The following is a 23,246-nucleotide window of genomic DNA, read 5'->3' as shown; positions in this document are numbered from 1 at the left end:
ACATGCGCAAGAAGACCACTCTGCGGGCGGCCGCGGCCGCTTCCGCCGCCCTGCTCCTCACCACCGCCTGCAACAGCCAGCGCGGGCAGGACGACAAGGACGCGGCCGCCGACGGCGCGTGCCAGGGCCAGCAGACCACCGGCATCACCGACAAGACCATCAAGCTGGGCGGCATCTACCCGCTCTCCGGACCGGCCTCCGCGTACGGCACGATCAGCAAGGGCGTGAGCGCCTACTTCAAGCACGTCAACGACAAGGGCGGCATCGACGGCCGCACGGTCGAGTTCATCGTCCGCGACGACGGCTACCAGCCTCCGAAGGCGGTCGAGGAGGCCCGCAGACTCGTCGAGCAGGAGAAGGTCTTCGCCGTCTTCCAGACCCTGGGCACGCCCTCCACGGCCGCCGTGTGGGACTACCTGGACAAGCGGAAGGTGCCGCAGCCTTTCGTCGCCACCGGCGCCTCCGTCTGGGGCACGGACGACAACCACCCGTGGACCACCGGCTGGCAGCCCGACTACATCTCCGAGGCACGCGTGTACGCCAAATACCTCAAGGAGGAGAAGCCGAAGGCCAAGGTCGCCGTCCTCTACCAGAACGACGACTTCGGCAAGGATCTGCTCGGCGGGTTCGAGGCGGCCGTCGCCGGCAGCGGCATCAAGGTGGTCGCCGAGGAGAGCTACGAGGTCACCGACCCCTCGGTCTCGGCGCAGATGACGAGCCTCGCCCGGTCCAGGGCGGATGTGCTGCTCGACATCACCACCCCGAAGTTCGGCAGCCAGGCCCTTGCCGCCGATGCCAAGAACACCAAGTGGAACCCGCTGCACATCGTGAACAACGTGTCCTCGTCCGCCACCGTGCTGAAGCCCGTCGGGTTCAAGAACGTCCAGGGTGTGGTCTCGGCGACCTACTTCAAGGACCCCGCCGACCCGCAGTGGGCGGACGACGCGGAGATGAAGACGTACCGGGAAGCGCTGCGCACGTACGTGCCCGGCTCCGACCCGGCCAACCAGTTCAACGCCTACGGCTGGGCCGTCGCCTCCAGCCTGCACAAGGCCCTGGACGCGATGAAGTGCCCGACCAGGGAGGGACTGCGGGACGCGGTGCGCCACCTGGAGGACGTCGAGGTGGGCATGCTGCTCCCCGGTGTCACCCTCTCCACCGGGCCCGATGACGCCTTCCCGATCGAGACGATGCAGCTGATGCGGTTCAAGGGCGAGCGGTGGCAGCTGTTCGGCAAGCCGGTGAACACCCGCAAGGAGTTCGGCCCGCCGGCGAAGTGAGCCTGCCGGGCCGGGCCGGTCCCTGGGGGGCGGTGCCCCGGACGCCTGGGGACCGGCCCCGCTCAGCCCGTCGTCACCCTCTTGCCCGCCGTGCCGCGCGCCGGACAAGGCGCGGCCTCTGCCGGGTTTCAATAGGCTTACCGGGTCATCAGGAGATATCGGCGACCGAGTACGCGGTGGTGTCCAGCGGTGGAGAAGCCGATGACGGAGCTCAGCGAAAGCCACGACGATCCGTTCGCCCCGCACCTCGCTGCCTTGGTGGTGCTCGACGACCGGGGAGTGGTGGTCGGATGGAACCGGCGGGCCCAGGAGCTGCTCGGCCATCCGGACACAGCCGTGATCGGTCGTCCGGCGTTGGAGGTGCTGGTCGATCCTGCTGATCTGCCGGCTGTCACCGAGGCCGCGGCAAAGTGCAGGAGAGCCGGTGGTTGGGCCGGCGTGCTCACACTGCGCCACCGCGACGGGCAGCTCGTGGAGCTGGGGCTCAGGGCCCATGAGCTGTCACGCGGTGACCGGGGATGTGAGTGGTTTCTCGCGGGGGCGCCCGCGGGTGACGTACTCGAATGGCAGAGGGACCGGGCGGTCCTCGACGGGTTGTACCGCCAGTGCCCGATCGGCTTGGTCATCCACGGCCCTGACCAGAGGATCCTCCGGGTCAACCGGGCCATCGAACGGTTCAGCGGCGTCCCGGCAGCGGACTTCCGGGGGCTGTCCACCGGCCGGATGCTCCTCGCAGACGACGCGCGCAAGGCTGTGGACCGTGTGCGCCAGGTGATGCAGACCGGAAGACCCCTGGTCCACTCCGAGCAGTTCGTCCGCCTGGAGCAGGATCCGGCACGAGAGCGGGTCGCGTTGGTCTCCTCCTTCCGGATGGAGGATCCCTCCGGCCGGGTCCTGGGTGTGGCCGAGATGATCGAGGACATCACCGAACGCCATCGGGCCCAGCGTCGACTCGCGCTCCTCGACCAGGTGGGCAGCCGTATCGGAACCACGCTCGACGTGGCCGAGACCGCCCGGGAACTGGCCGAAGTGATGGTGCCCCACCTCGCCGACCATGCGTCGGTGGACCTGCTTCAGGCGGTGACGCGCGGTGAGGAACCGACGCGCGCCGTGGCAGGGCCTGTGGTCCGACTGGGGACCTGCAGCGTCGGTGCCCAGCAACCCGGCCCGCCCCACCCCGAGGGCCACCCCGTGGAGTTCGGGCCCGGCACACCCCAGGCCGGATGTCTGGCCGAGGGACGGCCCCTGCTGGAGCCGGTTCTGCCGCCCGACTGGGTTTCGGCGGCAGGCCGTCAGGGGGCCCAGGCTCCGGACCTGGGCGCCCACTCCCTGATCGTGGTACCTCTTGCCGCGCGCGGCCTGGTGCTGGGTGTGATGACCCTGTGGCGCTCGCGCCGCCCCGATGCCTTCGAGACGGACGATCTCACCCTCGCTCAGGAACTCGCCTCGCGCGCCGCCGTCGCCATCGACAACGCCCGGCGCTTCACCCAGCAGCAGCAGACCGCGTTCACCTTGCAGAGCAGCCTTCTGCCCCGGACGGTTCCGGCCCAGTCGGCCGTCGAGGTGGCCCTGCGGTACCTGCCGGCCAGCGCAGGCCCGGGCCTGGGCGGCGACTGGTTCGACGTCATTCCCCTGTCCGGGGCCCGGGTCGCCCTCGTCGTCGGCGACGTGGTGGGACGCGGCATTCATGCCGCCGCCACCATGGGCCGGCTGCGGACCGCCGTCCATACGCTCGCCAGCCTCGACCTGGAACCGGACGAGGTCCTCTCCCGCCTCGACGACCTGGTCGACCTGCTGGCGGCCGAACACGAAGCAGTAGGCGAGCGGCCCGTGGGTGAGCAGGTCGTCGGCGCCACGTGCCTGTACGCCGTCTACGACCCGGTCTCCGGACGCTGCTCCGTGGCCCGTGCCGGGCACCCGCCGCCGGTGGTGACCGCTCCGGACGGACAGGTGACGGTGCTCGACCTGCCGGCCGGCCCACCGCTCGGCCTGGGCGGTCTGCCGTTCGAGACCCGGGACATCGAACTGGCCGAGGGAAGCCTGCTGTGTCTGTACACCAACGGGATCATCGGCGAGCGCCACATCGATGCCGACGCCGGCCTGACGAAGCTGTGCGCAGCGCTCGCCCGCCCTGCGGGCGCGCTGGAACGCACCTGCCAAGCGGTGATCGACGCGCTTGTGCCCTCGCGCCCCAGCGACGACGTCGTACTGCTGATCGCCCGCACCCGCATGCTGCCACCGGCCGACGTCGCCTCCTGGCGTCTGCCGGCAGAGCCTGCCAGCGCCGGCCGGGCCAGGACGTTGATCTCGGCCAAGCTGACCGAGTGGGGTCTGGAGCACTTGGCGTTCACCACGGAGTTGATCGCCAGCGAACTGGTCACCAACGTCTGTCGCTACGCCGGCGGTCCTGCGACCCTGCGGCTGATCCGTGAGCAGTGTCTGGTGTGCGAGGTCAGCGACACCAGCCACACCTCACCACACCTGCGCCACGCCCGTACGACCGACGAGGGCGGGCGCGGCCTGTTCCTGGTGGCGCAGATGGCCGAACGCTGGGGTACCCGCTACACCCGCGAGGGCAAGACCGTGTGGACCGAACAACCGCTGACCGGCACGCCCGTCTGACCGTCCCGGGCCGACCGTCTCGGGCCGCGGCGCGGGAGGCCGCCTGAAGTCGGCCCGCCCGCGCCGCGGTGGTCATTCGGCTGCGGCGAGAAGCCGTGCCTCGCTCTCCTCGTACAGGCGCCGCTGCTCACGGCTGTCGGCGGCACGGCGACGGTGGTCCAGACGGCTGCCCAGCCAGCCCGCGAGGTAGCCGAACGGGATGGAGACCAGCCCGGTGGACTGCATGGGGAACAGGTCGAAGTCGGCATGCGGGAAGACGGCGGACGGCGTGCCCGAAACGGCCCTGGAGAAGACCATGAGCAGCAACGCGCAGGCCGCGCCGCCGTAGAGCGCGGCGAGCAGGCCGGTGCGCGTGAACCCGCGCCAGAACAGGGAGTAGGTGAGCGCGGGTGCCACCGCTGATGCCCCTATGCAGACGGCCAGAGTGGTCAGCACGCCGACGTCCCAGTTCTGCACCATGGTGGCGAGCCCGATGGCGACGATCCCCACGGCCACGCTCGTCCACGCCGCCACCGTCATCTCGGTACGGGGCTCGGCCTGTCCCCGCCGCACCGCGTGGGCGAACAGGTCGTGGGCGAGTGACGAAGCCGCGGCCAGGGTCATCCCCGCGACCGACGACAGCAGGGTGATGAACACCATGCCCGCCACGGCCGAGTACAGGATCGCCGCGCCCGCGGAGCCGGGGGCCCCGCCGAGCACCTGGGACAGCATGAGCACCGACGTCCTGCCGTGCGGGTCTGCCGCGATGATGTGCTGCGATCCCACCAGGGCCGCCGCGCCCGTACCCATGATGATCACGAGCAGGCAGAACGTGGTGACCGTGCCGACCGCCCATGACATGGAGCGACGCACGGCCGGTACGTCCTGCGCGGAGTACAGGCGCATCGTGATGTGCGGCAGGCAGGCCACGCCGAGGATGATGGTGATCTGGAGACTGACGAAGTCCAGCCGGCCACCGGTGGACGTGCCGAGCTGCAGGCCCTGCTGAAGGTAGGCGGGGCCCGCGCCGCTGCCGTGCTGGGCTGCCCTGAGGATGTCGCCGGGGCTCCAGTCGAAGCGGTTGAGGACGAGAGCGGCGACGACGATGCTGGTGCCGAGCAGGAGCACGATCTTGATCATCTGAATGAGTGCGGTGCCCCGCATACCGCCGATCGCCGCGTAGATGATCATCAGAGTGCCGACGATGACGATGCACGCCGTCCTGGCGCCCGCAGCGAACGGAATGTCCAGGATGTAGGTGAGCAGCGACCCGGCTCCGGAGAGCTGGACGACCAGGAAGGGCAGGGTCGCCGAGAGTGTCACCACGCAGGCGGCGATCCGCACGGCCCGTCCGGACATGTTGCGGGCCAGGACGTCGCCCATGGTGAACCTGCCGGCGTTGCGCAGGGGTTCGGCCAGTAGGAACATCAGCAGCACCAGGGACAGGGCGGTGCTGACCGCGAGGACGTAGCCGTCGCATCCGGCGAGCGCGATGATTCCGGTGGTGCTCAGCATCGTGGCGGCGGAGATGTAGTCGCCCGCGATCGCCAGGCCGTTCTTGAGCGGGGTCAGCGACAGGTAGCCGGTGTAGAAGTTCGCCAGGTCGTCGCGGTCCGGTCCCACCATGACGCACATCAGCAGCGTGACGGTGACCAGCGTGGTGAACAGGACCAGGATGATGGCCTGCGTCCCGGAGCTGTAGTCGTTCATCTCGCCGTCCCCGTGTTCCGGCCGGTCGGGACCGCCCGCTCCCGGACGGCGCGGGCCAACGGATCCACGGAGCGTTGCGCCCTGCGCCCGTACCAGAAGACCGCCGCGAAGGTGACGACGAGTTGGAGGATGCCCAAGGCCATGCCCAGGCTCAGCTCTCCGGTGACCTCGGACCCCATCAGACCGGGTGCGTAGCAGGACAGCACGACATACACCACGAAGGAGCCGAGCGCGGTGAGCGTGGAGATCCGGCGGAGCAGGCGGTAGGCCGAGCGGAGGGCGGTGAGGTCCGCGTCGTCTCGACGGGTCTCGTGTCCGTAGGGGGCGCCCCAGGGGGCTTGCCGATCGTATGAGTCGTATCGCGCGGCGTCCTGCCCGTACGACTCCGGCCACGGGTTCTGGTACGGCTCCGGCCACGGGTTCTGTCCGTACGTCTCGTGTCGAGGGGGGATCCCGTAGGACTGTGCTGAGGGTGGGTACCGGTTCTCGTCGGCGTATGTCATCGCCTGGCCTTCCACTGCGGCTCGGATCCCTGCGGTAAACGGGAAGAGTGCTTCAGGCGGCGCACCATACCGACTGGTTGGAATGCCTGTAAGTCCGCCGGAGGTCACATTTCGGCGTTGGTGTGATCCCCTGGGCGCGGAAGCATGGGATACATCACAGCCAGTTATGTTGTGCACAATTTAATTGCTGGCTAGCGTCTGAGGTCAGGAGCACCGACACATGGAGGCAGCACCATGGACCCCGTCCGCTACGAGCAATACCGTCCCGTCGAACGTCCGACCTATCAGGAAGAGTTGGACGCCGTGGTCGCACAGGTGGCGCAGCGCACCGGCGCCTCGGTCGAGCGTGAGGCCGTCGGCGGCGCCGTCCGCACCGCCCACGGAAAGACCTACGGCCTACTGAAGGCCACCGTCACGATCGGTGACAATCACGGCTTCCACCGGCAGGGCATCTTCGCCCGGCCAGCTGAGTACGACGCCGTCGTCCGCTACTCCAACGGTCTGGGCCACCAGCGTCCCGACCATCAGCTGGGCGCGGCGTGCGGGATGGGCATCAAGCTGTTCGGGGTCCCCGGACCCTCATTGCTGGCCGACGAACCCGACACCGGTACCTTCGACCTCAACCTGATCAACAACGACGTCTTCTTCGCGAACACGGCCTACGACTACATGGTCATCGAGGATCTCTTCGCGGAGCTGCCCGAGGCCCTGGTGAACCCCGCCCGCCGCAGGACCTGGATGGCGGAGTTCCTGACCCGCCGGGGCACGCTCACCGACCCGGACGGCTGGCTGTGGGACGAACTGTTCGCCATGCTCTCGTTCACCACCGTCCCGCGCAGAAACCTGCTGTCGTACACCTACAACAGCATGGGCGCCTTCCGGTACGGCGATCACATCGCCAAGATCCGCACCGTGCCGACGGCCGGGTCCCTGGCCGCTCTCACGCACCAGATCGTGGACGTGCGCGCGGACAACGAGGCGTTTCGCCGCACCCTGGTCGCCGAGGTCGCGGAGCGGGATCACTCCTTCGAGCTCCAAGTGCAGCTCAACACCGATCTGGCTCGTATGCCGGTGGACAACACCTCCGTGAAGTGGTCCGACGAGTTGTCCCCCTGGGTGACCGTCGCCCGTGTGGACCTCCCGCGTCAGGACATCGGCGGGGACGACAACCTGACGGCCGCCGACGCCACGTCGATCACACCGTGGCGCTCACGAGAGGAGCACCGGCCCATCGGCGAGATCCAGCGGGTGCGGCAGGAGGTCTACCGGCGCTCGTCCATCGAGCGGCACCGCATCAATGGACAGCAGCGGCGCGAACCGGTCGGCAGCGCGCAGCTGCTCGGCTGAGCCGGCCGAGCCGCGAGCCGTCACCAGCGCCGACCGTTCTGGGCGCGCGTCGCCCGGTTCGCCAACGGTCCAGCGGTTCGCTTCGCAATCCGTGCACAGTGTCCGTGCCGGCGGGATCGCGGGCCTGGGAACGCATCTCCCGGGGGCTCACCCCGAAGCGTCGTCGGAAGGCGGTGCTCATGGCACTCGCCGAGGAGAAGCCCGAGGCGTACGCAAGGTCCGTGATCGTCATGTGCTCGCAGTCGGCGCGCAGGAGACGCTCGCGGACCAGACGCAGGCGCTCCTCGCGGATCAGGTCGCGGGGGGTGGTGCCCACGTGCTGGAGCGCGATCTGGATCTGCCGGAGGGACCAGCCGAGGGCGCGGGCCATGGAGGCGCCGGACAGGTCGGGGTCGGCCGCGTGATCGCGCACGTGGCGGCGGACCATCGCCTCCACCGCGGTCAGATGGCCCGGGGCGTCGGGGCGGTCGTCGCCGCAGGCGAGCATGCACAGCAGCTCGACCACGCGATCGCAGACGGCGTCGAACTGTGAGGTGGTCAGGTGGCCGCGTTCGGCGTTCAGACCGCGCACCATGGAGTGCACCACGCGACCCAGCCCCTTGCTCAGATCGAGCCCGGTGGCCGGCGATGCCTTCCGGTTCAGCGGGCCGTCGATCTCCTGAGCCGGGATCGACATGATGACACCGCGCAGGGACGCACCGTGCAGGAGCTCGAACGGCGCACCGAGTGTGAGCAGGCTGCCCCTGCCCGGCGTCAACCGCACCTCCTGATCGTCCTGTCGCAGTAACAGTTCGCCGGCCAGCGGGAAGAGGAGGCGGTAGGCGGGGTCGGGCATCTGGCGGATCAGGCCCGGCGTGCGGGCGTACTCGATCTGGTCGCTGTGCCAGGTGACCACCTGGTAGCTGTCGCTGCGCTGCCGGATCATCTCGCCGCGGAAGACTTCGGCGCGCGCGTACCTGTAGTCCAGCCTGGTCTGGTACGCCCCGACGCGCTCACTCCACAGATCGGTCTGCTCGCGTGCCTCGACCTCGGCGGTCCTCGTCGTCTCCACGACGTAACTTCCCGTGGGCAACGCTTCCCCTTTGCTTCGACGCTTCCCGCCGGCCGTCGTCACCCCGTCCGGCGTCGGCGACCCGCCGCCCGTGGAGGGCGACGCGCCGACGCCCAGGCCGTCTGGGGTGCCCGAGGCAGGTGGCGTGCGGCGCGGATGGGGCGCCCGGCTGCTCGCGTGGTGGCGTGGCGAGTGATCAGGACAGGTGTACCGGAAGGGCGCGGTGGCCGTTGGAGATGAAGGATTCGACCGGCTCCAACTCGTCCTGGGGCACGGCCAGTCGGAGTCCGGGGAAGCGGTCGAAGAGCGCCCGCAGCGCGATGTGGGCCTCGAGCCGCCCCAGCGGTGCGCCCAGGCAGAAGTGCACGCCGTGGCCGAAGGCGAGGTGCTCCTTGTCGAAGCGGGTGACGTCGAAGAGGTCGGCGTCCTCGCCGTACTTCCCGGGGTGACGGCCGGCGGCCGCGTACGCGGCGAGGATGGCCTCGCCCTTGCCGATCACCACACCGTCCGGGCCGCCGAACTCGCTCATCACGAGGTCGTCGACGGCGTACCGCAGCGGCAGGCTGGCGACGGGCGCCTCCACGCGCAGCGCCTCCTCGACCACATCCTCCCAGGACGCGCGGCCGGAGCGGACGTGGGTGAGTTGGTCCGGATGGGTCAGCAGGAGGTGAACGGCGTTGTCGATCAGGTTGACGGTGGTCTCGTGGCCGGCGCTGATCACGAGCACCAGGGTGTCGAGCAGTTCCTGTTCGCTCAGCCGGTTGTCGCCGTCGTCGCGGGCCGCGATGAGTGCCGAGGTCAGGTCGTCACCCGGCGACCGCCGTTTGAGGGCGACGAGTTCGCCCAGTGCCGCGTAGAACCGTGCGTAGTTGTCGGTGACTTCCTCCGGGGTGGCGGAAGTGTGGAAGACGCCGTCCACGACGGCCCGTAGCTCCGCGCCCAGTTCCCCGGGCAGGCCGAGGAGCTCGCTGATCACCTGAATCGGCAGCGGGTAGCAGAACTCCTCGCGCAGATCGACGATGTCTCCGTGCCGTCCGGCCGCCTCGACCCCGTCCAGCAGGGTCGCGGCGATCTCCTCGACACGGGGTCGCAGCGCCGAGGTGCGGCGTGCGGTGAACGCCTTGGAGACCAGGGTGCGCAGCCGTTTGTGCTCGCCTCCGTATGCGGTGAACATGTTCTGCACCGCGACCCAGGTGAACAGCGGCCATTCCGGGGAGATCTCACCTTTGATCCACTGGGGCCAGTGCCGGCGCGGGTCCTTGGAGACGCGTGGGTCGGTGAGCAGACGCTTGAGGAGGCCGGGGCTGCTGACGGCCCATGCCTGGACGCCCTCGGGCAGTTCGACGGGGACCACCGGTCCGAGCTCGCGTATCCGGGCGGCCTCGCCGTGGATGTCGCGGCCGGTCGGGTCGATCACTAAGGGGCGGGGGTATCCCACGGAAGCCTCCAGGCGCTCGCACATCGATACGACCAGTAAAGCTACTTGGACGTAGCGTGTCCGGGGGGAGACATCGCCGTGCGCTGCGCGGGGGGACAACTTCTCTGCGTGCCGAGGCAAGTCGGCGGTTCGCCGGCACCCTACGGTCGGGGTGTCGGATCGGAGAGCCGGTGAGGGTGATGACAGTCGGCAGGACCCCGGGGTGGATGCAACCGGGCAGTGTCGAGGTGCGGATCGTGGCCGCGGGCGGCTGGTGGGACGCCGTACGGGTACCGCTCGACCTCGGGGCCGACGCACTCCGGCACCTCGGCGACGAGACGGGAGCCGTTATCGCGGACGGCTTCAGCGGACGCCTGTACTGGCTGATTACTCCTGGTTCGGCCGCCGACTGGGGGCTCCCGCGGGTGCGTGTCCTGGGCCGGGGCTGGCACGTGGCGATCCCCCCGCTCCGCCGCGTCACGCGCCCCGGTCTGTACTGGCAGGTCTCCCCGTCGCGCGACCGCGAACGGACGAACACGCCCCGCCTGCACTCCGCCCTCCGCACGGCCCTCCTCCACAGGAAGTCGCCCGCCCTCTGACACCCGCCCCGGCCGATCCCGAGCCCGGCCGGGGCGGGATGCGCGGGGTATCGCCCGCCGCCAGATGCCGACCCCTCCGCGACGCGCTGGTCGTCCGGGCCCGGGATGCGGTGACCTCCCTTGGCGTTGCCGGCGCCGGCGGCCCACCACGGCATTCCGTTGCGGGGCGGCCCCGGCGAGGACGCCCCGTCGCGCGGCGTCACGACCAGGGAATGACGACCCGGTACTTGCCGCCCGGCAACTGCTCGGGCGGCTCGTCGGCGCGTTCGACGCTCACCTGGCCCGCTCCGTAGGCGCTGAGCATGGCGATCATCTCCTTTCGCACCGCCGTCCACAGCCGGTCCCGATCGGCTCCGGCGGCGGACCGGATCCGCACCCGGACACAGCCGGGCGCCGTCTGGACGATCTGGAACAAGTCGATGTCCGGGATGCTCTCCAGGAGGGTCTCGAAGGCCATGGGCACGATCCGGACGCTGCCGCCGTCCCGACGCGGGAAGGACAGCAGGTCGGCCGCGCGGCCGCGGACCTTGATCGCGGGGAGGGGATCTCCGCACGGACACGGGTCCGGGCGCAGCAGCACACTGTCGCCGAGGTCGTAGCGCAGGATCGGCTGCGCCCACCGGCACAAGCTGGTCAGGAGCACGGTGAAGGACTCCCGGCCCGGCGGGGTGGGGCGGAGGTCCGAGTCGACGGGCTCCAGGATCAGCCAGTCGCTGTGGACGTGGAGCCATCCGAACTCGCAGCCATAGGCCAGGGCGAGGCTCTCGTTGCAGCCGTAGGTGTTGACCAGGCGTGCCCCGAAAGCGGAGCGGATCCTCCGGTGGTCGCGGTCACTGACGCCCTCGGCCAGCAGCGACACCACGGCCGGGGCGATGCGCAGCCGGCCGGCCAGCTGCTCGCCGGCGAGCAGCGCGATCACAGTGGCGTAGCCGGCCAGGAACACCGGGCGGTACCGGTTGAGCTGTTCCACCAGCTCGGGCAGCGGGCTGTGCGCCGACATCACCCGGATGCCCCGGGTGGACAGCCGACCGGCCGCGCGGGAGCGGGCGACGACGGCGTACGCGGCCAGGTGACCGCTGGTGGCCACGATGTGCGCCGACCGCATGCGGCGAGCGAGCAGCCGGGCCGTCACCGAGGGAGTGAGGGACCGCCGGGCGGCCCGCAGCGACAGGGCCCTGACCACCGCCGCCGCGTGGTCGTCGAGCAGGAACAGGCCACGGTGACCGGTGGTCCCGGACGTGGTGGTGACCAGGTATCTGCCCAGGAAGCGTTCGCCGACCCGTCGGCGATCCGCGACGAAGGCCCGTACCCGGTCGATGGTCACCTCGGGATCGGTGACCCAGTCGTCGAAGCGCGCCATCAGGTCCTGTTTGTGCGTGACCGGCAACAGCGCGGGGTCCTCGACGCGTTCGGGTAGAGCCCGGTACAGCTCGCGGTAGTAGGGGGAGTTGGCGCGGGCGAAGTCGACCATGGAGGCCAGCCGCTCCCGCTGCCGGTGCGCCAGGGCGTCCGGGCCCTGCCGCAGGGTCCGGCGCCCGTCCCGGGCCAGGGCGAAGGCCGATGTCATCGCTCGGCTCCTCGGGGGCCGGGGGAGGGCTGCCAGAACGCGCAGTGGTGATCGGCCGTGAACCCGGTACTGGGTCGGACCCGGTCCGGGGCCAGCACCTGGATGCGGTCCCCGTCGGCCGTGTAACGCGGCCAGGGCGGAGTCCCGGGCGCGTTGGGGTCGCCGGTGGCCGCGAAGCGGGCCCAGTAGGCGGTCATCGTGGCGGACAGCCGCCGCTGGGCGGGCGTCAGGGGTGGTACCGCGTCCATGGGGAAGAGATAGGCCAGTTCGGAGGCGTGGAAGGCACCCTGTGGCGTGTGCGGTGCCGGGATGAACGGCGGTGCCTGCGGGTCGTGGAACTCGTAGGCGTAGACGGGCACCCGGTTGCCGTACAGCCGGCTGTCGGCCCGTGCGGGGCAGGCGAACCGCTGGTCCGTGCCGACGGCGGAGTACGCCAGGTTGGGGGAGGGATACGCCGAGGCGGGGTAGGTGTCGAGGACCGCGGCCGCACGGTTGCCGTGCTGGAGCTGGATCAGGGCGGCGTACGACGCGGGGGTCAGGGGGCCGCCGCCGAGCAGATCCACGTACAGCGCGGTGAAGTAGCGGTATTCGTCATGGGTGCTGCCGCTCAGCGTCGGGACCGCGTTCACTCGTCCGTCGGCCCATGCCTCGTGCGGTGGTCGCGGCAGGACGCGCGGCCCGGTGTTCGCACCCCACAAGGACGAGGCCCCGGTACCGTCGGCGCGGATGAGCTCGGTGACGGGCACGGTGCGCAGACAGGCCGCCGCGGTCGTCGGGTCCGTGCAGCCGACCGAGGCCGCGAATGCGCCTCCCTTCCGCTCGGCCGCGTCGAGTGTGAGCGGTGTCTGACCGCCGCCCGCGGCGCAGCTTCCGCTCTGCTGGATGGCCCGGTGGAACAGGCCTTTCGCGGTCGGCGAGGCGATGTGGAGGCAGGTGTCCGCCGCTCCGGCGGACTGACCCGCCAGCGTCACCCGGTTCCGGTCCCCGCCGAAGGCACCGATGTTGCGCCTCACCCAGCGCAGCGCGGCCTGCTGGTCCATCAGGCCGTAGTCACCCGAGGCGTGGTCCGCGCCCTCGGCCGACAGTGCGGAGTGGGCGAGGAATCCCAGTGCACCGAGGCGGTAGTTGACGGTCACCACGACCACGCCCCGTGCGGCAAGCGCTGCGCCGTCGTAGTCGCTGCCCGCGCCGTGGACGTTGCCTCCGCCGTGCAGCCACACCAGCACGGGGAGGGGGCGGCTGTCGGTACGGGCCGGTGTCCAGACGTTGAGGTACAGGCAGTCCTCCGTGGTGCTGCCGGTGCGGTTGGACTCTCCCGGCAGGACGGGGCCACCGTCGGGGAGCAACGTCAGCGGTAACTGGGGGCAGGGGCGGGCCGGTTCGGTGGCATCCCGGACGCCGGACCACTGCGGCGCGGGTCGCGGCGGACGCCAGCGGAGCTCACCGGTCGGCGGGGCAGCGAACGGGATCCCCTGGAAGACCCGCCCGACGTCGTGGACCGCCGCGCCCCGCACCCAGCCCCGGTCGGTGCGCACGACCAGGGAGTCGGGGGCGGAATCCGCGCGGGCGGTGGGCGGGGGAACGGTCAGTGGCAGCAGCAGGGCCGCGACGGCGGCTACGGCGCCGGCCAGGGCGTGGCGCAGATTCGGGGCTGGCCGGCGGCCCCGGGAGCGGCGGCACTGGTGGCGGGATGCCTTCATGGGTGAACCCCTCTCGGCGAGGCATCTGGGCGTACCCGGACTCGGTTGCTGCGAGGCTTGAGTGCTGGTGCGCAATGCGCGGCTCGTGCGGAGAACGTGGCGGGGTTGCGCTGGAGCGGCGACGCCGACCGAAGAGCAGAAGGTGAACCGGCGGAGCGGGAGAACAGGTCCGCGTCTGTACGGAGCGTTCCATTCAGAGTCGGTGATGTCGACACGCTCGCAGAGAAATGGCCGAGCGGACCGGTTCCGCCAGGTCAGGCACACATGTGGTGGCACAACATACTTCGAGGGTCAGCTATGCGCGCGACCACCATGCCGGCTCACGACAGGGTGGTTCCCTGATCCGTAATGACCATCACTCACGAGAAGGCACCCGGCATGACCGAAAAATACGACGTCAAGCGCGAGCTCAGGAAGTGCTACTCGCCCAAGAACACTGACTGGGAGCTCGTCGACATCCCCGAGCTCCGCTTCCTCGCCATCGACGGGCACGGCGACCCGAACACCAGCGCCGCGTACCGTCGCGCGGTCGAGGCGCTCTACGCGGTCGCCTATACGGTCAAGTTCGCGAGCAAAGGCGCCCTCGGAAAGGACTTCGTCGTGGGCCCACTTGAGGGACTGTGGTGGGCGGACGACATGGAGGACTTCCGGGCCAGGCTGAAGGACAACTGGCGATGGAGACTGCTCATCAACGTCCCCGACTGGATCACCAGCGACATGGTCGAAGACGCCAAGCACACCGCCCTGACCAAGAAGAACCTTCCTGCCGTTCCGAACGTTCGGTCAGAGACCTTGCGCGAGGGCACCAGCGCCCAGGTCCTCCACATCGGCCCATACGACGACGAGACGCCGATCCTGGCCAGGCTGCACCACGAGTACCTACCCGCCAACAACTTGCGCGAGGCGGGGCTGCACCACGAGATCTACCTCAGCGACCCGCGCAGGACCGACCCCGCCAAGCTCAGGACGATCCTGCGGCAACCCGTAGAAGGGCAATCAGGTTGAGTGACGTCGGGGGAGACGGGGCGCTTTCTGTCAGCGCAGCTTGTCGAAGAACTCGCGGACGTCACTGACGAGCAGTTCGGGGGCCTCCATCGCGAGGAAGTGGCCACCGCGGTCGAGTTCGGTCCACCGCACGATGTTGTGGTCGCGTTCGGCCCAGCGTCGGATGGTCACGTCGTGGGCGGAGAGCAGCACGGCGGTGGGCACGGTTCCCCGTGCGTCGGCTGCCCAGTCGCCCTGACCGTCGCTCCACCCGGGGTCGTGCGCCGCGCTGGGGGCCGTCCAGTCGTCGGCTGCGGCTTCGGTCCAGGCGTTCGCGGAGATCTCCTCGTAGTAGACCTGGGCGGCCGAGGCGGCGGTGGCGGTCAGCCAGTACAGCGAGACCTCGGTCAGGATGCGGTCCCGGTGGATGCTGTCCTCGGGCAGTGTGCCTTCAGGGTCGGTGAGCTCCTTGAACTTCTCCACGACCCAAGCCAGCTGGCCGACAGGGGAGTCGGTGAGGGCGTAGGCCACGGTCTGCGGACGTTTGGAATTGCACTGCAGGTAGGCGTCGTTGAAGTTCTGCATCCGATGCCATCGTCGCTGTTCGGCCTCCGTCAGGCCGTCCATCTCGCCCTCCGCCCCGGCGGGGAATGTGATCATGGCGTTGACGTGGACGCCGATCACATGGTCCGGTGCCTGCTTGCCCATCTCCGGAGCGACCCATGAGCCGGTGTCGTAGCCGTGAACGCCGTAGCGCGTGTAGCCGAGGCGGTCCATCAGCCGGTTGAACACCCCGGCCATCCGGGCCGCGCCCATGCCGGGCCCGGCCAGCGGGGTGGAGAAGGCGAACCCCGGCAGTGAGGGAATGACCAAGTGGAACGCGCCGGCCGAATCACCGCCGTGTGCGTCGGGATCGGACAGCGGCCCGATGACGTCGAGGAAGTCCGCCACCGAGCCCGGCCAGCCGTGCAGCAGCATCAGCGGCGTGGCATCGGCCCTGGGGGAGCGCACGTGAAGGAAGTGGATGTTCTGCCCGTCGACGGTGGTCATGTACTGAGGGAATGTGTTGAGTTCCGCCTCGTGCACCCGCCAGTCGTAGGCGGCGCGCCAGTACTCGGCCAAGTCCTTCAGGTAGGTCACCGGCACGCCACGGGCCCAGCCGACGCCGGGCAGCTCATCCGGCCAGCGGGTGGCGGCCAGGCGGGCTTGCAGATCGTCGAGCTGGGCCGGCGGTACGTCGATGCGGAAGGAGCGGATGGCGCTGGGTGTCGTGTTCTCCATGGCTGCGACGCTAGGTCCCGCTTAGGTCAGTTCCGGTCCTCACCTTCCGGCAGTCTTGACGCATGTTGGAGACCTCCGGGCGGCTGCTGAAACTGCTCTCCCTGCTACAGACCCACCGTGACTGGGCCGGAGCCGAGCTCGCCGAACGCCTCGGCGTCAGCCGACGCACCCTGCGCCGTGATGTGCAGCGGCTGCGCGCGCTCGGCTACCCGGTGAACGCCACCCAGGGCACTGCGGGCTACCGGCTCGGGGCCGGGACCACGCTGCCGCCGCTGCTGCTCGACGACGACGAGGCCGTCGCCGTGGTCGTCGGCCTGCGCACAGCCGCCGGTGGCTCCGTCGCCGGGATCGAGGAGTCCTCGCTGCGCGCGCTCACCAAGCTGGAGCAGATGCTCCCATCCCGGCTGCGGTACCGAGTGAACACCTTGCACACCGCCACCGTTCGGGCCGGTACCGCCCCGGCTCCCAAGGTCTCCGCGGACACCCTCATGGCCATCGCCGAGGCGTGCCGCCGGCGCGAGCGACTGCGCTTCGACTACGCGAGCCCCCGCCACGGCCGCAGTAGGCGCTCGGTCGAGCCGCACAGCCTCGTCAGCTTCGACCGCCACTGGTATCTGATCGCCTGGGACACCGACCGCACCGACTGGCGCACCTTCCGCGTCGACAGGCTCACGCCGCGCACGCCGACCGGACCGCGGTTCAGCCCCCGCGAACTTCCCGACTCCGACGTGGCCACCTATCTGGCCCACCGACTGTCGTCACGGACCTGGCCGTACCAGGCCGTCATCACCCTGCACGAGCCGGCCGCAGCGGTCACCGACCGCATCTGGCCCGGCATGGGCGTCATCGAACCCGTCGACGACGAAAGCTGCCTCCTGCACTTGGGCGCCGACACCCCCCGTGACCTCGCGTGGATGATCACCTCGGTCGACGCCGATTTCACCCTCACCGACACGCCCCCCGAACTCGCCGACGCCTTGCGCACACACGCCGCCCGCTGCCTGAGCGCCATACGCGAGGCATGACAGAAGACGGCGTCGAAACCGGCCCTCGATCGGCGCTGCTCACAAGCCTGGTGATCTGAGTCAGTGGAAGAGGGCAATGAGTCCGTTCACCCAGATGGCGAGAAACACAAGGGCCGCCACCAGGCAGCCGACGCCCGCCATCACGCCGCCGACCGTCCACGGCTGGGAGGGCGCCTCGTGCTCCCCTCCCAGGTGGTCCCGGTCGTCCCAGTCGACAGGGCGCCCCAATTCCTCGGCACAGGCGGTCCGCACCGCGACCAGCTGCTCCTCCGCGAAAGCGGTGGCGGCCTTCGCCTCGGAACCCTGCCAGGAGAGGGCTTTCATCCGCCACCCGGAAGACACGTACCGCGCCTCGAAGGCAGCGGTCTCGTCGGCGTTCCGGTCCTCTTCGAGGTACATCCAGCGTCCAGCCTCGGCGGCGTCACCGTAGAGGCGGTACACCTCGGCCAGGCGACGGCGGAGCGTCAGGTCGTGCGGAAAGGACGAGACGAGGCCGCGCAGACGCTGGCGCGCGACGGGAATCCGGCCGGCGGCCAAGTCCGCATCGACCCGGGCAAGGGTCTCTCTCAGAGGCATGAACGCATGATCGGGTACCGCACTGACCTACGTCGACCTGATTGCCTGGCAGATGCCTCACTGCCCGTGAAACAACGGTCTGCCGTGCGCACAGCCACCATCCCCGGCCTACGGAAGGGCGGGGCTGACTCCCGTGCTGGCTGGAAGTCCCTGGGGATTCCAGGCAGCACGGGGTGTGGCGAGGTGGCGTCGGCGGGCGATGGGGCGTCAGCCGCAGCGTCGGCCCGTGTTGATGCACTTCACGGCCTTGGCCATCAGGCGGGGGCTCATGACCTCGATGAAGTCGTCGTGATCCGTGATCGCCTTGTGGCCCTGCCCCAGGAAGCCGTCGACGGCGTAGTTGGGGCCGGAGGGCACCTTGTAGACAAGCCGCATGGTCAGTTGCGGGATGGCCACGAACCCGGCCGGGCAGGCGCCGGTGGCGGGGTCGGTGAAGGCGACGTGGCTGCGGTGGTCGGCGCTGTCGATGTTCCGGCCGTCCCAGCAGTTCTGGAAGCGGAACTTGCGCACGACGTTGCTGCCCTTCGGGCACAGCGGGTACTTGTCGGTCAGCTCGACCTTCCTCTCGAAACCGGTGCAGGTCCAGCGGGAGTTGGCGTTCGCGGTGCCGTTGGTGGCCGCCTTGGCGTCGCCGGTGATGATCCGCAGGAACTGCGGCATCGCCACGACCTTCCCGGTGAGGCTGCCCTTGTACGTGACGGAGACCGAGCTCGGCACCAGGATGGCGCCGACGTTGCCCTCCTTCCCGCCGCCGAGGGCTGAGTCCGCGTCCGGGCCCGACTTGGTGAGGTCGCGCAGGACGGGCCAGTAGTAGGCGGACCGGTCGCCGTTGGTGCAGGTGGTGTCCTGGCGGATGAGCGACTCGTTGGTGGAGGTGGCGCTCACGTCCTTGTTGCCGATGTAGTCGTGAACGTGGTGGGCTCCGTTGACGACGCCGGGAGCGACGATGTCGTTGTCCGAGTTGTGCTGGCCCCGCTGATTGGTGCCGCAGCGAGAGTCGAAAGTGCCCGTGGAGGCCCCGGCTCGGGCGGGCGCCTGCCTGATGTTGGGGGCCACCCTCGTGATGTCGACGAAGTCGGAGGCCGCGGGACCGTCGCCCCGGGCGACTCCGCCGCCGTTCTGCCGGGAGCCGCCTGCTCCCGCAGCGGGGGAGGAGGGCGCTGTCGTGCCGTTGCCGCCACCCGTCGAGAGCGTGCAGGGGGCGAGGGCCTCCAAGCCCGTCGGCTTGGAGGCGACGCGGCCGATCGCGATGGCTATGCGCTCCAGAGTGGCGACCCGCTTGTCCTTCAGCGGACCCAGGACGGCGCTGTCGACGAAGTCGGGGCCGCCCTGTCCCCGGGTGGTGGCGATCCTGCCGTTCGCCTCGGCGATCTGCGTCTCGAGCAGTGCGAGATTGCGGGTGACCTCGGCTTTCGCCCTCGAGGGTATCGCCGGCAACCGGCCTTCCACGCGGGGACAACTGACGGTTCGGGAGGGAGCGGAGAGCGTGGTTGCCTCGGGGGCGGTGTTCGAGGCGTTCGCCGCCGCGTTGACGGCCACCAGCCCGCCGCCGCCCGCCAGCAGCGCCAAGGCCGCCACGATGCTGTTGCGTCGGGCTTTGCCGCGTCGATGAGCTTTTCGCATGAGTGATCCATTCATGAGGCGCAGGTTGCTGAGCGGTGGTCAGATGGTGGGGCTGTGCTGGCGAGTGACCGGGTGTCGGCGGACGGCTTCCTGGGGCGCTGGCTGGCGATCATGGCCGTACTCCTTCGCCGGTTCGGCGCTCCTCTTCCTGCTGCGGCTGCGCAGGGCGACGAAGGAGCGTCCTCCGGTGGTCCAGTGATCGACGGTGTGCCAGCCCGCGCGGGCCCCGTACCGCAGCAGGGCCGGCGTACCGAGCCGGGCCCAGGGGAACGGCGTGCCGGATGCGTTGTGCGTGTCGGTGATACGGACGTGGAGGCGTTCGTCGACGTCCACCGGAACGGTTTCGGCGATCAGCAGGCCACCCGGTACGAGGACCTGGGCGAGCCGGCGGAGCAGGGCGCGTGGATCGCCGCCGATGCCGATGTTGCCGTCCACGAGGAGCGCGCTGCCCCAGCGGCCCTCGGCGGGCAGCGGCTCGAAGACTGACCGGCGCAGGGCGGAGCCGCCGATGGCGGTGGTCCGGGTGACGGCTGCCTCACTGACGTCGATGCCGAGGGCTCGCCGTCCCCGCTCCGCGAGTTCGGCGACCAGCCGCCCGGGTCCGCACCCCACGTCGAGCACGGAGCCCTCGCACCGGCCGAGGATCTCCATGTCCACGGCGTCGGCGCGCGCACACCACCGTTCCACCTCCAGCGGCAGCAGCCAGCCGTCGGCCCGGCGCAGGAAGAGCGGTCCACGACCGCTGTGCAGCGCGCGGGAGTAGGGATCGGCGGTGGCCCAGGCAGGCTCGTCCAGCGGTTGCGTGCGGTCGAGTTCTCCGATGCCGGAGGGCGCGACGGTCTGTGTCGTCCGGTTCATCGGCCTGCGACCGTCGTCGACTCGGCCCGGCGCGAGGGACCGGCCGGCCGGTTGGAAGGGCTGTGGGGCGCCGCCGGGGCATCGGGTGCGGCCGGCCCGGGGGCCCGGAACCCGCCGTCTTCAGCCGGTCCGAAGAGGGCGTCGGCGTCGACGAAGCCCACGGTGTGCAGCTTCAGCGTCACTTGAGGCGCGTCCATCGCGGGCCGCCGTCCGGGGCAGGCGTCGACGGGGGGAGAGGGAGTCGGGGTGGTCACAGGACTCACCCTACGGAGACAAAACGCGCATACCGGATGTCGGGTCCTTACGAAACGCGGACGTCGGAGACCTCGGGTACGCCACGCGCAGCCGCGGTGCGAGGCTGGGGCAATGCAGCAGCCGTACGAATCGATGGACGCCGCGGCCGCGGTGCTCCCGGGCGCCGAAGCCGCCCGTGTCCTGGTCGTGGAAGACGATCCCACCGTCGCCGAGGTCGTCGCCGGCTACCTCGAACGCGCCGGCTACGCGGTGCAGCGGGCCGACGACGGACCGACCGCGCTCATGCGGGCCGCCGAATGCCGGCCCCATCTGGTGGTGCTGGACCTGATGCTGCCCGGAATGGACGGCCTGGAAGTGTGCCGTCGGCTGCGGCAGCGCGGCCCGGTGCCGGTCATCATGCTCACCGCGCGGGGCGACGAGGACGACCGCATCATGGGCCTGGAGGTGGGCGCGGACGACTACGTCACCAAGCCCTTCAGCCCCCGGGAGCTGGTCCTGCGCGTGGAGTCGGTCCTGCGCCGCACCCGGCCCGTCGTCGCGTCGCAGCCGCTCAGCGCGGCCGGCCTGACCATCGACCCCGCAGCGCGCCGAACGACCAAGAACGGCACCGAACTGTCCCTCACCCTGAGGGAGTTCGACCTCCTCTCCTTCCTCGTGCGCCATCCGGGCCGCGCCTTCAGCCGCGAGGACCTGATGCGCGAGGTGTGGGGCTGGGACTTCGGCGACCTCTCCACCGTCACCGTTCATGTCCGCCGGCTGCGCGGCAAGGTCGAGGAGGATCCGGCGCGGCCCCGGCTGATCCAGACCGTGTGGGGCGTGGGCTACCGCTTCGACCCCGCCGGCCAGGACGCTGACGCCGGCCAGGAGCGGGCTGACCATGAATGACACCCTCCTGATCGCCGTGTACGCCTTCTCCGGCGCGGCGGTGGCCGGCCTGGCCGGTGCGGGCGTCCTCCGCCTGATCCGGCGGCGCTCCCTCACCGTGTCGCTCGCCGTGGTCGCCGCAGTGGCGGTGACCGCGATGCTCGCGGGCACACTAGCCGTGGCGGAGGCGATGTTCCTGTCAGCGCACGACCTGAGCGTCGTCACCATGGTCGTCGCCATGGCCGCCGTGGTGTCCTTGGTCACCGCTCTGCTGCTGGGCCGCTGGGTCGTCGCCCGTAGCCACGAACTCGCCGTGGCGGCCCGGTCGTTCGGGGACGGCGGTGACTTCACCGCGCCCGAGCAACCGGCCACGGCCGAACTTTCCGCGCTCAGCCGGGAGTTGGCTGTCACCAGCGCCAGACTCGCCGAGTCGCGCGAACGAGAACGCGCCCTGGAAGCCTCCCGGCGCGAACTCGTCGCCTGGATCTCGCACGACCTGCGCACCCCGCTCGCCGGCCTGCGCGCGATGTCGGAGGCGCTGGAGGACGGTGTGGCGGCGGACCCCCGACGTTACCTGCGGCAGATCCGCACCGAGGTCGAGCGCCTCAACGGCATGGTGGGCGACCTCTTCGAGCTCTCCCGCATCCACGCCGGGACACTCGCCCTGTCCCCGTCCAGGATCTCGCTGTACGACCTGGTCAGCGACGCCCTCGCCGGAGTGGATCCGCTCGCGCGCGAGCACGGGGTACGGCTGGTGGGCGAGTACGTCGAGCCGGTGCCGGTCGAGGTGGACGGCAAGGAGATGAGCCGCGTGCTGGGCAACCTCCTCATCAACGCGATCAGACGCACCCCTGCCGACGGGACGGTCGCCGTGACCGCCGGGCGCTCCCACGACGGCGTCGTCCTGTCCGTCTCCGACGGCTGCGGCGGGATCCCCGAGGACGACCTGCCGCGCGTCTTCGACACCGGCTGGCGTGGGACGGACGCCCGCACGCCGCCGGCCGGCGCCGGCCTGGGGCTCGCCATTGTCCGGGGCATCGTCGAAGCCCACCAGGGACGCGCCACCGTGCACAACATCACCGGCGGTTGCCGCTTCGAGGTGACGCTGCCCGTGGCCGGTGTGTGACATCGCCGGTGCTGTGACCGCATGGGTTCACCGGGTTGGCGGTCGGATGGGTGGTGACGAGGTCCCCGGTGTCGGCGTGGCCGGGGACCGTCAGACCGCTGTCCGGCCCAGCCAGTCGCTGTAGCGGATCTCGCCGAGGATCGCGTCACCGCCCGGCACCAGAGTTCCCTCGCTCAGTTCGGCTCCGAAGTAGCGGGCATGGGGGTCCGTGACGACCTCACGCGGGTCGTTGCGGGCGGCCAGGGCCTGCCGGAAGAATTCGTCCATCCGGAACCGCTCGGGCCCGGCGACGTCCATCCTGCCGTTCAGCGGCGACCCGGTCGAGATCCGGCCCACCGCCCGGGCGACGTCGTCGCCCGCGACGGGTTGGAAGAGCACCGGGGCCAGCCGGACCGCGCCGTCGGCGGTGGCGTTGTCGGCGATGCTCGCGACGAACTCGAAGAACTGTGTCGCGTGCACGATCGAGTACGGGATCGAGGATTTCTCGATCAGCTGCTCCTGAGCGACCTTCGCCCGGAAGTAGCCGCTCTCGGGCAATCGCTCGGTCCCCACCACCGACAGTGCGACATGGTGGGCGACGCCGGCTTTGGCTTCGGCGGCGAGCAGATTGCGCGTGGAGGTCTCGAAGAACCTCATCACCGCGCTGTCTTCGAAGGACGGCGAGTTCGACACGTCGATCACCACGGATGCGCCGGCCAGTGCGTCGGTGAGCCCTTCGCCGGTCAGGGCGTTGACCCCTGTCGAGGGTGCTGCCGCCACCGCGTCGTGGCCGTGCCGGGCGAGTTGCGGCACGAGTTTCGAACCGATGTTGCCGGTGCCGCCGATGACGACGATCTTCATGGCAAACCTTCCCGTGCGCCGGGCATCCGGCCACTGCTG

20 protein-coding genes are annotated in these 23,246 nt (G+C 70.3%); 8 read left to right on the top strand and 12 right to left on the bottom strand.

All coding sequences use genetic code 11. The features are described from left to right. The first annotated feature begins 2 nt into the window (after nucleotides 1-2). Nucleotides 3-1,280 (top strand): ABC transporter substrate-binding protein, encoded by a 1,278-nt coding sequence (locus ACFYXA_RS09900; protein WP_389030351.1) that lies wholly within the window; start codon nucleotides 3-5, stop codon nucleotides 1,278-1,280. 201 nt (nucleotides 1,281-1,481) lie between these two features. Next, a complete protein-coding gene (locus ACFYXA_RS09895; RefSeq protein WP_389030348.1) occupies nucleotides 1,482-3,902 on the top strand; it encodes a SpoIIE family protein phosphatase in 2,421 nt (806 codons plus the stop codon). Between the two features lie 72 nt (nucleotides 3,903-3,974). Here the strand turns inward: ACFYXA_RS09895 and ACFYXA_RS09890 are convergent, their stop codons facing one another. Both ACFYXA_RS09890 and ACFYXA_RS09885 read right to left on the bottom strand, forming a co-directional pair. Beyond that, nucleotides 3,975-5,591: a cation acetate symporter gene (locus ACFYXA_RS09890; protein ID WP_389030345.1), complete on the bottom strand. Its 1,617-nt coding sequence runs from the start codon at nucleotides 5,589-5,591 to the stop codon at nucleotides 3,975-3,977. Continuing rightward, nucleotides 5,588-6,094 (bottom strand): DUF485 domain-containing protein, encoded by a 507-nt coding sequence (locus ACFYXA_RS09885; protein WP_389030342.1) that lies wholly within the window; start codon nucleotides 6,092-6,094, stop codon nucleotides 5,588-5,590. The genes ACFYXA_RS09890 and ACFYXA_RS09885 overlap by 4 nt, the downstream gene beginning before the upstream one ends. A gap of 234 nt (nucleotides 6,095-6,328) precedes the next feature. On the opposite strand from ACFYXA_RS09885, the gene ACFYXA_RS09880 reads away from it, so the two are divergent. After that, on the top strand, nucleotides 6,329-7,441 hold the full coding sequence (locus ACFYXA_RS09880; RefSeq protein WP_389030339.1) for a catalase family protein: 1,113 nt from the start codon (nucleotides 6,329-6,331) through the stop codon (nucleotides 7,439-7,441). Here the strand turns inward: ACFYXA_RS09880 and ACFYXA_RS09875 are convergent. Then, on the bottom strand, nucleotides 7,389-8,555 hold the full coding sequence (locus tag ACFYXA_RS09875) for a helix-turn-helix domain-containing protein (protein ID WP_389030336.1): 1,167 nt from the start codon (nucleotides 8,553-8,555) through the stop codon (nucleotides 7,389-7,391). The two genes, ACFYXA_RS09880 and ACFYXA_RS09875, sit on opposite strands and share 53 nt — an antisense overlap. Before the next feature lie 133 nt (nucleotides 8,556-8,688). Continuing rightward, nucleotides 8,689-9,930 carry a cytochrome P450 gene (locus ACFYXA_RS09870; protein WP_389030333.1) on the bottom strand — a complete coding sequence of 414 codons (1,242 nt, stop codon included), beginning with the start codon at nucleotides 9,928-9,930 and terminating at the stop codon, nucleotides 8,689-8,691. 206 nt (nucleotides 9,931-10,136) lie between these two features. Here ACFYXA_RS09870 and ACFYXA_RS09865 point away from each other — a divergent pair, with 206 nt between their 5' ends. After that, the gene (locus ACFYXA_RS09865; protein WP_389030330.1) at nucleotides 10,137-10,508 is read left to right on the top strand and encodes a hypothetical protein; all 372 of its coding nucleotides are present in this window, start codon (nucleotides 10,137-10,139) and stop codon (nucleotides 10,506-10,508) included. Nucleotides 10,509-10,707: 199 nt separating this feature from the next. Here the strand turns inward: ACFYXA_RS09865 and ACFYXA_RS09860 are convergent, their stop codons facing one another. Then, complete coding sequence (locus ACFYXA_RS09860; protein ID WP_389030327.1) at nucleotides 10,708-12,075, bottom strand: phenylacetate--CoA ligase family protein; 1,368 nt, start codon at nucleotides 12,073-12,075, stop codon at nucleotides 10,708-10,710. Further along, nucleotides 12,072-13,775, bottom strand: coding sequence for a carboxylesterase/lipase family protein (locus ACFYXA_RS09855; RefSeq protein WP_389030324.1), 1,704 nt, complete (start codon nucleotides 13,773-13,775; stop codon nucleotides 12,072-12,074). The genes ACFYXA_RS09860 and ACFYXA_RS09855 overlap by 4 nt, the downstream gene beginning before the upstream one ends. A 378-nt stretch (nucleotides 13,776-14,153) precedes the next feature. Between ACFYXA_RS09855 and ACFYXA_RS09850 the strand changes: the two genes are divergently transcribed. After that, nucleotides 14,154-14,780 carry a GyrI-like domain-containing protein gene (locus ACFYXA_RS09850; protein WP_389031662.1) on the top strand — a complete coding sequence of 209 codons (627 nt, stop codon included), beginning with the start codon at nucleotides 14,154-14,156 and terminating at the stop codon, nucleotides 14,778-14,780. 30 nt (nucleotides 14,781-14,810) lie between these two features. Here the strand turns inward: ACFYXA_RS09850 and ACFYXA_RS09845 are convergent, their stop codons facing one another. Continuing rightward, nucleotides 14,811-16,040, bottom strand: a complete 1,230-nt coding sequence (locus tag ACFYXA_RS09845) for an epoxide hydrolase family protein (protein WP_389030321.1) — start codon at nucleotides 16,038-16,040, stop codon at nucleotides 14,811-14,813. Nucleotides 16,041-16,102: 62 nt separating this feature from the next. On the opposite strand from ACFYXA_RS09845, the gene ACFYXA_RS09840 reads away from it, so the two are divergent. Beyond that, nucleotides 16,103-17,065: a helix-turn-helix transcriptional regulator gene (locus ACFYXA_RS09840; RefSeq protein WP_389030319.1), complete on the top strand. Its 963-nt coding sequence runs from the start codon at nucleotides 16,103-16,105 to the stop codon at nucleotides 17,063-17,065. 60 nt (nucleotides 17,066-17,125) lie between these two features. Here ACFYXA_RS09840 and ACFYXA_RS09835 read toward each other — a convergent pair whose 3' ends face one another. From ACFYXA_RS09835 to ACFYXA_RS09820, 4 genes are all read right to left on the bottom strand, one after another. Beyond that, the gene (locus tag ACFYXA_RS09835; protein WP_389030316.1) at nucleotides 17,126-17,641 is read right to left on the bottom strand and encodes a DUF6584 family protein; all 516 of its coding nucleotides are present in this window, start codon (nucleotides 17,639-17,641) and stop codon (nucleotides 17,126-17,128) included. A 207-nt stretch (nucleotides 17,642-17,848) separates the two neighbouring features. Next, on the bottom strand, nucleotides 17,849-19,264 hold the full coding sequence (locus ACFYXA_RS09830) for a DUF1996 domain-containing protein (RefSeq protein WP_389030313.1): 1,416 nt from the start codon (nucleotides 19,262-19,264) through the stop codon (nucleotides 17,849-17,851). A gap of 39 nt (nucleotides 19,265-19,303) precedes the next feature. Continuing rightward, complete coding sequence (locus tag ACFYXA_RS09825; RefSeq protein WP_389030310.1) at nucleotides 19,304-20,122, bottom strand: methyltransferase domain-containing protein; 819 nt, start codon at nucleotides 20,120-20,122, stop codon at nucleotides 19,304-19,306. After that, on the bottom strand, nucleotides 20,119-20,376 hold the full coding sequence (locus ACFYXA_RS09820) for a hypothetical protein (RefSeq protein WP_389030307.1): 258 nt from the start codon (nucleotides 20,374-20,376) through the stop codon (nucleotides 20,119-20,121). Before ACFYXA_RS09820 ends, ACFYXA_RS09825 begins: the two co-directional genes overlap by 4 nt. Nucleotides 20,377-20,488: 112 nt before the next feature. Here ACFYXA_RS09820 and ACFYXA_RS09815 point away from each other — a divergent pair, with 112 nt between their 5' ends. After that, complete coding sequence (locus ACFYXA_RS09815; RefSeq protein WP_352247404.1) at nucleotides 20,489-21,262, top strand: response regulator transcription factor; 774 nt, start codon at nucleotides 20,489-20,491, stop codon at nucleotides 21,260-21,262. Next, a complete protein-coding gene (locus ACFYXA_RS09810; RefSeq protein WP_351089121.1) occupies nucleotides 21,255-22,367 on the top strand; it encodes a HAMP domain-containing sensor histidine kinase in 1,113 nt (370 codons plus the stop codon). The genes ACFYXA_RS09815 and ACFYXA_RS09810 overlap by 8 nt, the downstream gene beginning before the upstream one ends. Nucleotides 22,368-22,457: 90 nt before the next feature. Here ACFYXA_RS09810 and ACFYXA_RS09805 read toward each other — a convergent pair whose 3' ends face one another. Beyond that, nucleotides 22,458-23,207 (bottom strand): SDR family oxidoreductase, encoded by a 750-nt coding sequence (locus ACFYXA_RS09805; RefSeq protein ID WP_389030304.1) that lies wholly within the window; start codon nucleotides 23,205-23,207, stop codon nucleotides 22,458-22,460. Nucleotides 23,208-23,246 lie beyond the last annotated feature (39 nt).

Source organism: Streptomyces sp. NPDC002566 (assembly GCF_042889585.1).
Lineage (GTDB): Bacteria > Actinomycetota > Actinomycetes > Streptomycetales > Streptomycetaceae > Streptomyces.
This window is presented reverse-complemented; position numbering and strand designations above follow the sequence as displayed.